Origin of the sequence: Litoribacterium kuwaitense (genome assembly GCF_011058155.1) — a bacterium.
Classification (GTDB): domain Bacteria; phylum Bacillota; class Bacilli; order Bacillales; family DSM-28697; genus Litoribacterium; species Litoribacterium kuwaitense.
Window position 1 is genome coordinate 1 of the sequence record NZ_JAALFC010000072.1, and the last position, 8,228, is coordinate 8,228.

The 8,228-nt window shown below is 46.5% G+C and carries 8 protein-coding genes and 1 pseudogene; 1 reads left to right on the forward strand and 8 read right to left on the reverse strand.

Features of this window, described 5'->3' with window-relative positions:
* Both G4V62_RS18505 and G4V62_RS18510 read right to left on the reverse strand, forming a co-directional pair.
* The coding region (locus G4V62_RS18505) for a type 2 periplasmic-binding domain-containing protein (protein ID WP_165205051.1) at nt 1-1,312 on the reverse strand (1,312 nt) is incomplete at its 3' end.
* Nucleotides 1,313-1,565: 253 nt separating this feature from the next.
* Nucleotides 1,566-2,594 (reverse strand): zinc-binding alcohol dehydrogenase family protein, encoded by a 1,029-nt coding sequence (locus tag G4V62_RS18510; protein WP_212508847.1) that lies wholly within the window; start codon nt 2,592-2,594, stop codon nt 1,566-1,568.
* A gap of 117 nt (nt 2,595-2,711) precedes the next feature.
* On the opposite strand from G4V62_RS18510, the gene G4V62_RS18515 reads away from it, so the two are divergent.
* Nucleotides 2,712-3,074, forward strand: coding sequence for a winged helix-turn-helix transcriptional regulator (locus G4V62_RS18515; protein WP_165205053.1), 363 nt, complete (start codon nt 2,712-2,714; stop codon nt 3,072-3,074).
* A gap of 181 nt (nt 3,075-3,255) precedes the next feature.
* Here G4V62_RS18515 and G4V62_RS18520 read toward each other — a convergent pair whose 3' ends face one another.
* From G4V62_RS18520 to G4V62_RS18540, 6 genes and pseudogenes are all read right to left on the reverse strand, one after another.
* Nucleotides 3,256-4,593, reverse strand: a complete 1,338-nt coding sequence (locus G4V62_RS18520; protein WP_165205055.1) for a sulfatase family protein — start codon at nt 4,591-4,593, stop codon at nt 3,256-3,258.
* A 197-nt stretch (nt 4,594-4,790) separates the two neighbouring features.
* Nucleotides 4,791-5,003 (reverse strand): annotated as a pseudogene (locus G4V62_RS20960) (hypothetical protein); the annotation flags it as partial.
* On the reverse strand, nt 4,970-5,278 hold the full coding sequence (locus G4V62_RS20965) for a hypothetical protein (RefSeq protein ID WP_376768332.1): 309 nt from the start codon (nt 5,276-5,278) through the stop codon (nt 4,970-4,972). The pseudogene G4V62_RS20960 and the gene G4V62_RS20965, both read right to left, overlap by 34 nt.
* Before the next feature lie 315 nt (nt 5,279-5,593).
* Nucleotides 5,594-6,121, reverse strand: coding sequence for a cupin domain-containing protein (locus tag G4V62_RS18530; RefSeq protein WP_165205057.1), 528 nt, complete (start codon nt 6,119-6,121; stop codon nt 5,594-5,596).
* The gene (locus G4V62_RS18535) at nt 6,114-6,998 is read right to left on the reverse strand and encodes a ketose-bisphosphate aldolase (RefSeq protein WP_165205059.1); all 885 of its coding nucleotides are present in this window, start codon (nt 6,996-6,998) and stop codon (nt 6,114-6,116) included. The genes G4V62_RS18530 and G4V62_RS18535 overlap by 8 nt, the downstream gene beginning before the upstream one ends.
* Before the next feature lie 6 nt (nt 6,999-7,004).
* A partial coding sequence (locus tag G4V62_RS18540; RefSeq protein WP_212508848.1) for an ADP-dependent glucokinase/phosphofructokinase occupies nt 7,005-8,228 on the reverse strand: 1,224 nt, incomplete at its 5' end.

The following is an 8,228-nucleotide window of genomic DNA, read 5'->3' on the forward strand; positions in this document are numbered from 1 at the left end:
GCAATTGCATGTACTGCTCAATGTAGCGGGCATCTTGAACAAACGGCCCATATCCTGTTCTGATAAATTTCGCAAGCGCTTGAACCATTGGCAGCCCGTCAGGATGATCGGTCATCGTTTCTGTATACGTCGGATAGCCGTCTTCCATCGTATAGCTTTCGCCCTCAACGCCAAAGTTAAAGAGCATATGCCCTTCCTCGCTATAATTGTAATCAAGCCATTCAATCGTTTCTGCAATATGTTGATTGGAGGTTGTGATGGCTGCACCTAAACCGTGAAATGCGGGCTCCTTATGTGCAAAATCGGGGAGCTCTCCCTTTTCTAACGACGGATACCGTACAGGTGCTAAATGAAAGTTTGGGTCGTCTTTCATCAACGTCATATAATTCCCTATGCCTGAACCACCATACGATATCAGTGAACCGAGCTGATTTCCAGTCACCTTCGCATCACGTAGCTTTGCATCCGTAGCCACATAGTCCGGATCAATCAATCCTTCCTCGTACCATTGATTCATCAATGTTAAAAACGCTTTGAAGGCTGGCTCGATTGGCCCAAAATGCACCTTGCCACCATCCTGATAAAATCCCGGGGACACGCCAAATGCCCCGACGAACGCATTGGATGATAAGTCCGGCAAGAGCGGAATTTCGTCTGCCTCTCCATTGCCATTAGGATCTTCATTTTTAAAGGCTGTCAACACTTCATACCACTCATCGATTGTCTCTGGTCGCTCCAGCCCTAAGTTATCCAACCAGTCTTTACGAATGACCGGCCCGAAAAATGTAAGGAGCTTTTCATCACCACGCAAAAATGGAAAGTGATAAATGCCTCCATCATCCGTCGAAATCTGTTTTCGCCATTCTGGATTCTCGTCTAACAATGCAGACAAGTTTGGCGCATGTTCCTCTAAATAATCATTTAAACGGACGAGCTTATTTTCATTGGCATACTTTGTGATGCCACCTGGCACGCCATTCCACATCCATTCAATGACATCAGGCAGTTCACCAGAAGCCATCATTAAGTTGAACTGCTGATTGACGTCACCTCCAACGGGTGGATGTTGAAAGTCAACTTTAACACCTGTCCGTTTCTCCATCTCTTTATACACAGCAACGTCATTCAAACTTGTTAAACTGGCTGCAACAGACGCAGCGTTGAGTTGGCCAAAATAAGTAATTTCAAGCGCATACTCAGCATCTTCCACCCCTTCTGCCTCACCTGTCGCCTCATCACTTTGGCATCCAGCTAAAACAATCAACGCGAATACAAGGCAGCTTGTCAACCATTTCATCGCTTTTTTACCCACATGCTTCCCCCCTTTTTGATCAATACCTTTTTCAGATATGATGTATTGCTATTAAGTTCTGACGTTTTATAGCACAAACACTTTTAAAAATATCCTTTCTAAATGAGGAATCTTTGATTAAAACGATAAGAAAATACCCTTTCACTCGATTAAAAAGACTAACGGAAGACTGAATTATTTTCAGGGAAATATTTTTGGCAGCAAAAAAAGCCCCCTGCAATAGTCATCAGGGCGCTTTTCTTGGTTATGCTTATCACTCAAACCCCTCCACCACAATCTTCCCAATGGTCTTGCCTTCTTCAAGCAGCGCATGCGTGTGGCGCAATTGCTCAGCATTGATCGGTGAAAGGTGTTTGTTTAGCGTCGTCTGTACTTTGCCTTCATCAATGAGGTCGGCGACATGATTTAATAGCCGGTGCTGTTCAATCATATCGTCGGTTTGATACATGGCACGTGTAAACATAAATTCCCAAGTGAATGTGGCACTTTTATTTTTAAGAGGGGCAAGGTCGAGCGGCTCACTCGTTTCTACAATAGAACAAATCATCCCTTGCGGCGCAATGGCATCCACCATGTTTTCCCAATGCTTTTCAGTCGTGTGAAGACAGAGAATGTAATCAACATTTGTATATCCAAGCGCTTTTAGCTGAGGTACAAAAGCTTCGTAATGATTGATGATCTCGTCAGCGCCGCGTTCTTTTGCCCAGTCGGCCGATTCTTGTCTTGATGCTGTGCCGATAACAGTCAGGCCGGCTTCTTTGGCGAGTTGCGTGGCAATTGATCCGACGCCTCCAGCTGCACCGATAATGAGCAATGTTTTATCTTGATTAACCGCAGCATCTTGACTGATGTGCATTCGATCAAACAATGCTTCATACGCCGTAATCGTCGTCAAAGGCATGGCGGCCGCCGCAGCAAAGCTTAACGTTTTCGGCTTTTGACCGACGATGCGCTCATCAATGAGATGAAATTCACTGTTCCCACCTTGGCGCGTAATATCTCCAGCGTAATACACTTCGTCTCCTGGCTTAAATAATGTGCAGTCCGCACCGACTTCTTCAACGACCCCGGCCACATCCCAACCTAAGATCTTTGGCGCCTCTTCAGTTTTGTCTTTTGGAGAACGCACTTTAAAATCGACAGGATTTACCCCAACCGCTTTAACGCGCACGAGCAAGTCTCGCCCTGTCGCACTTGGCTTCTCAACCTCTACGTCCAAAAGGCTTTCTTCATCCTCAATCGGCAAATAGCGAAATAATCCGACGGCTTTCATCAACGTCATCGTGTGCCTCATCCTTTCTATCATTGTAAGTGTGTTATCATAATCGATATAAGATTTACATGTAAGTACGCACTTTTTTGTTCTATAGTATCAAATTGTATACCGAGGAGGACACAAATGGAAAGCCCTGAAAAATACAGCGCTTGCCCTAACCCTTATGGTTGCTCTGTCGAAGCGACATTAGCCGTCATCGGTGGCAAGTGGAAAGGCGTCATCCTTTATCACCTGTTGTCCGGTACAAAACGATTCAATGAATTGCGCCGGCGTATGCCCGATATGACCCAGCGCATGTTAACGCTACAACTGCGCGAATTAGAAAAAGACGGCATCGTACACCGCGAAGTGTATAAGGAAGTCCCACCTAAAGTTGAGTATTCACTCACGGATTTTGGCTATACATTGGAACAAATCATTGTCCTCATGCGGGATTGGGGTGACACGTATATCCAAGAAATCGCTCAGAAAAAAACCGGGCAATGAAAAACGGCTCCTGTACAGATCGTTTTTGTACTAGAGCCGTCAATTTGCATCTAACTTGGCATAATCGTCCTTCGTTCATTTGTTCTCTTAAAAAGTGGACAAACGCTTCATTTCTGCTAACAATCGTTTCGTCTGTTCCTCATTAGCACCATATTGACCGATATGCATATTTACTTCCTACCTACCGTATCGATACCTTCCGTTGCCTATTACGAACTTTTTCTACCGGCTCCACCGTCGCTTCTCTTCCCTCTACAGTGCGAATACGTGTCAGCAGCCGTTCCTTCATATCCTCAGCAACGTGCTGATACGAGTCAAATTGAATGAGATTGGTCAGCTCGTATGGATCAGCATGGAGGTCGTATAAAAACTCTTCTTTATACGTGTAAGCGAAGGAGTGATCCCCTTGATCACCATCTGCTGCAGTGACGCCGTACTTGTAACGTTTTGTACGAATGGCGCGGCCGACTTGAGATTCACTTATTTGTACAAAGACATCGTCCTGCCAAACTTCGTTTTCCCCTCTCGTTAACGGAAGAACAGAGGCGCCTTGCATCTCCTCTGGCACAGGTATGCCGGCACCATCGAGCAACGTCGGCGGTAAGTCGACTAAGCTCACGAGTTCATCGATATGTCCACCCCCATCAAACCCTGGTCCGGTAAGCGCCGTCGGTACGCGAATTGAGCTTTCATGACAGGAGCGTTTGTATTCGCTATTCCGTGTCTTAAAGTGACAAGCATGATCGGATGTAAAGAGAACGATCGTATCTTCTGAAAGCTGTAAGCTCTTCAAGGCATCGAAGAGACGGCCGAGCGCTTCGTCAATCTTCTTCACCATGCCAAAATAACCACCAAGATGCTGGTGCGACGTTCCACCCAATGCTGCTAAATCTGGGGGCATCCATTGGCCGGTGTATCTTTCTTCATACCCATCTGGCGCAGGATAATTGTCTAAATGATTTTGATGATGCGGCTCTAAGAAGGATAAAAATAAGAAAAATGGATTGTCCTTTCGCTCATCAATATAGCGAATGGCCGCATCCGTCATTGCATCAACACGGTATCCTGGAAGCTTCACTTCCTCACAATCGTTATTATAAAGGACGGTGTCATACGCATCTGAGCACATCTCAAGCGCATTTGCCCCGAGCCAGTCGTCGTAGCCTCCACGCTCCTCAGCGGGAACCGGGTCTTCTGACGCCAAATGCCATTTTCCAATATAGCCGGTTTGATACCCTTCATCTTTAAAGTAGTGTGCAAGGGTTCTTTGATCCTGTGATAATGGGATTCCGTTTACGTAACAGCCGGTTTCAGTCGCATAAAGACCTGTTTGTAGCGACGACCGGGCGGGCCCACACACTGGTTGACATGTGAAGGAGCGGCTCAGATGCGTTCCTGTTTTTGCCATTTGATCAAAATGAGGCGTGAGTCCGAGTGGGTTTCCATGGACGCCGGTCGTATCCCAACGCTGCTGATCGGTGAAAAAAACGATGACGTTCGGTTGTTTATTTTTCGACATTGAATCACCTCTAAGTCGTTATTTTATCGAGTTACAGGAAACGCTTTCAAATAATTACTGCTCTTCGCTGCTCAAATGACAGAAAGAGCTTTTTTGGCTATTGCCAACCGAAATTCATCTCCCCCTTACCGCTGGGCTGCGCCCCTCACGCCCTTGAGGAGGGAGACTTCTTTCGGAACTTAGTTAAAACTTCCTCCTCACCTATCGTTTTTCCTGCTAATCTGCCAAAATACGACACGATCTGCACCCGCATCGTCATAATCGGTCTGCACGGCGATGCCTTCATCGTTTTTAACCCCAGGAAGAATCGAAAAGCCGAGCGCCTCATGAAACGCAATTGACGTTCGATTGACCGGTGATGTGATGCACTTCACCGTCACCACAGGCTTGTCCTGAAGGACGGTCCTAAAGAAATGCTCATATAACTGTTTTCCGAGGCCACGACCGCGTTGTGACGGATCAACCCGACAAAATGAATATACGCTTCATTTGCTTTTGACTGTGAAAAAAAGCCGATTAAAAAACCGATGGTCGCACCATCCTCCTCCATAATAAAACTCGTATTGGAGAAATGCTGAAAAAAGAGGCGTGGCACAAGGTGTGACAAATCGCGCCCGCCCCACCACGTCTGAATTGCATGCCATACTGGCAGAGCATCATCTTCACGTAAATGCCTCATTTCCATCAATATACCCTCCTCATTGATGGCTTGCTGCTAAAACCCAGGCGGCTGAAAAGTGAAGCCGTTCTTCTGACGTACATTGATTTTATATACCGCCATAGATCACTTAAGACCTGCGATCTGATCTAAGGCAAAGGCAGTAATCATGATACGAATATTCAAATCGTCTATTGGATAAAGCCATATGCTAAGGGTAACATGAATGGCATTTATCAACATCTTCAGCCTGGCTTGAAAACGCTTGGCAGCCTAGACGCGCGAGACGGCGAGATGTCAACAAGCTGAAGCCGCCAGCACAAATGCTGACGGCTCTCATGTCTAACCCCTATTTATCCTTGGATCAGTAAATCGATCTAAGCGATCAATGCTGTAACTAGAAAACTCTGAAACGACCGCCCCCTCAGGCCCTCCTTGAAACCAATGCTTTGTGTCAGGTGGGATCGTGAACTGATCGCCTCTTTCGAGAATAACTTGATGCCAAACTGTATAGTAGGCAAAATCTTCAGCAGGCGGCTGTACTTCTGGGGCTGGTGTTGGTTCTCCTTCAATAAAGAGAAATACTTTCCCCCAGCGACAGAAAAACGTTTCCTTCTTGCCTGGATTTCCATGATCAATCGGAGGATGACGGTGCTCAGGGCACGTCTGATACGGATACAACACAAGCTCCTTTGCACAATACCGTTCGCAGTTATGATAGACGTGTAATTGCAAACCTGTTTTATGCAATTGTCCGAGCCCAAAATCTGTGATCTCAACCTTTTTAATATCTTCCTCTTTGAGATGGATGCCCCTGGCTTTTAAAAAGGCCGCCATCCGAAGCTGCTCGGCCGTTGCGTGTTCAAGCATGCTGCAACACTCCTTGGTATAGCGAAGCTTTTCCAGATGCTTTGAACAGCCTCATTTTTGAAGCAATTAAGTCATCCGCTGCCACCATGCAATCCGGGAAAATCTCAGTTGGTTCAAACGCCCGTTCCTTGTCATTAAGCACTGCACGTAATGTCTGAAAGAATGCTTTTTTCATTTCACTAGAAATGTTAATTTTGCTGATGCCATAATCGATCGAAGCGACAACTTCTTCATCTTTATTGTCGGAGCCGCCATGGAGCACTAAAGGTATTTTGACGTTCCCATAAATCTCATGGAGTAAATCGAGCTTTAATTCTGGTTTTTTATTGGGCGGGTACATACCGTGAGCTGTCCCGATAGCGACCGCTAACGAATGTACGCCCGTACGTTCTGTAAAATCCTTCGCCATGACTGGATCCGTATACAGAATTTCCTCTTCACCGCCCTCCATACTACCTTCAGCTTGGCCAACAGTCCCAAGCTCTGCTTCTACAGAAATACCCAAGGGCTTCACCATTTCTACCGCTGATGCCGTCAAAGACACATTTTGCTCATAAGGAAGCATCGACCCGTCAATCATGACCGAAGTAAATCCTGCCCGGATCGCTCGCTGAATATCTTCAAGACTTCCACCGTGATCCATATGCAATACAACGGGTACACGTGCACGTATCGCTGCATCCCGGCAGTAGGCAATAAACGATTCCGATAAAAATGCCAGTTCATTTGGGTGAATCGCCAATATGACCGGTGACTCTTCTCGTTCTGCCGTCCGAATAATCGATTGTAAGAATTCTCCGTTCCCGACATTGAAAGCACCAATGGCAAATTGTTCCTTATAAGCTACTTCTAATGCTGTTTTCATCGTTACTAACATTTTGTGCTAGCTCCTTTCATATAAGAGCGGGGCACCGAGCAGCACCCCTGCTGTAAATGTATCGCCAAGGCCAATTGTTCGTTTTGGAACAATCTGAAAGGCCGGGGCGACAGTAATATTTTGCTGAGTGATCAATTCATTTCTTAACCGCACACCAAAGTCATTCTCACGATATTGATTCGCGATATCTTCAATTTCCTCCCGACTTGCAAATGAACCCTTCACAGCACGGGCCGCGGCAAAGCCATTTCCTTGCCTAAGTGCAAACGCCCATTCTTCATCTGAATCGCTCGTGACGATGACTGCAAAGCGGCTCGTGTGCACCAATAATCTCTGCACACCAAACTGCTCAGGTAAGCTCGGCAAATATTTTGCCCACTGCTGAACAGACCAGTTTGCAGTTTGCTGCTGTATTAAACGACCAAGCTCCTCTTCATTCATCCCGACCACATCAACTTCTGAGCCGAGAGTCTGTAAAATATCGAGATTCACTGACACTTGGAGAACATCGGCAAGCTCCAAATAAATCGCCGTGCCAAGCTGTTGAAGCCGTTTGAAAAAGGGAATTGAGCTAGTCATCATGTGCTTTCGCATTAGCGCATCGTCAATCGATGTATAACCAGAAGCTAACAGCCAGGGCGGTCTTTCTTGCAGCAGCCGTCGTTGAAATGGTTCATGAATCAATGGTATAGAAAACTCATCCAGCCCTCGTAAGATGACACGATTGCTTTGTTGTACCACGCCACGTTCTAAACGTTCTCCTGCCTGATATTCAAAAATGACGTGTACAGGAGGCTCGCCACAGTCACCTTCACCGTCGAAGTGCTTCTGCGGCAATAAGTCGCTCCCGCGCCACCGTGGCAAATGAACGATGGCATCATAGCCAGCGGCGCTTGCTGCGCAGCCTGCTTGTAGGCCAGTACCACCGACTTGACGGACGCCTGTAAAATGATGGACAAATGCTTCCAAGATCGCTGGATCGGTTACAATATATTCACCACCATCCACATCACCTAAATGCCAGGTTAAAACGGACCAGAGCTGTTCCCAAGTCGCCACTGTTTTTGGGGGTGGGGATGTAACAACGGTGAATTGTTTACTCCGCTCCTCAACAAACGACAGAATCGCCTGCGTCATGTGCACGACATGATCGATATTCGCGGTAAATCCCGCTGCCAGCTGTCTCATCCTTTCACCGCCCCACCCATAATGCCTCTTGTCAAACGTTTT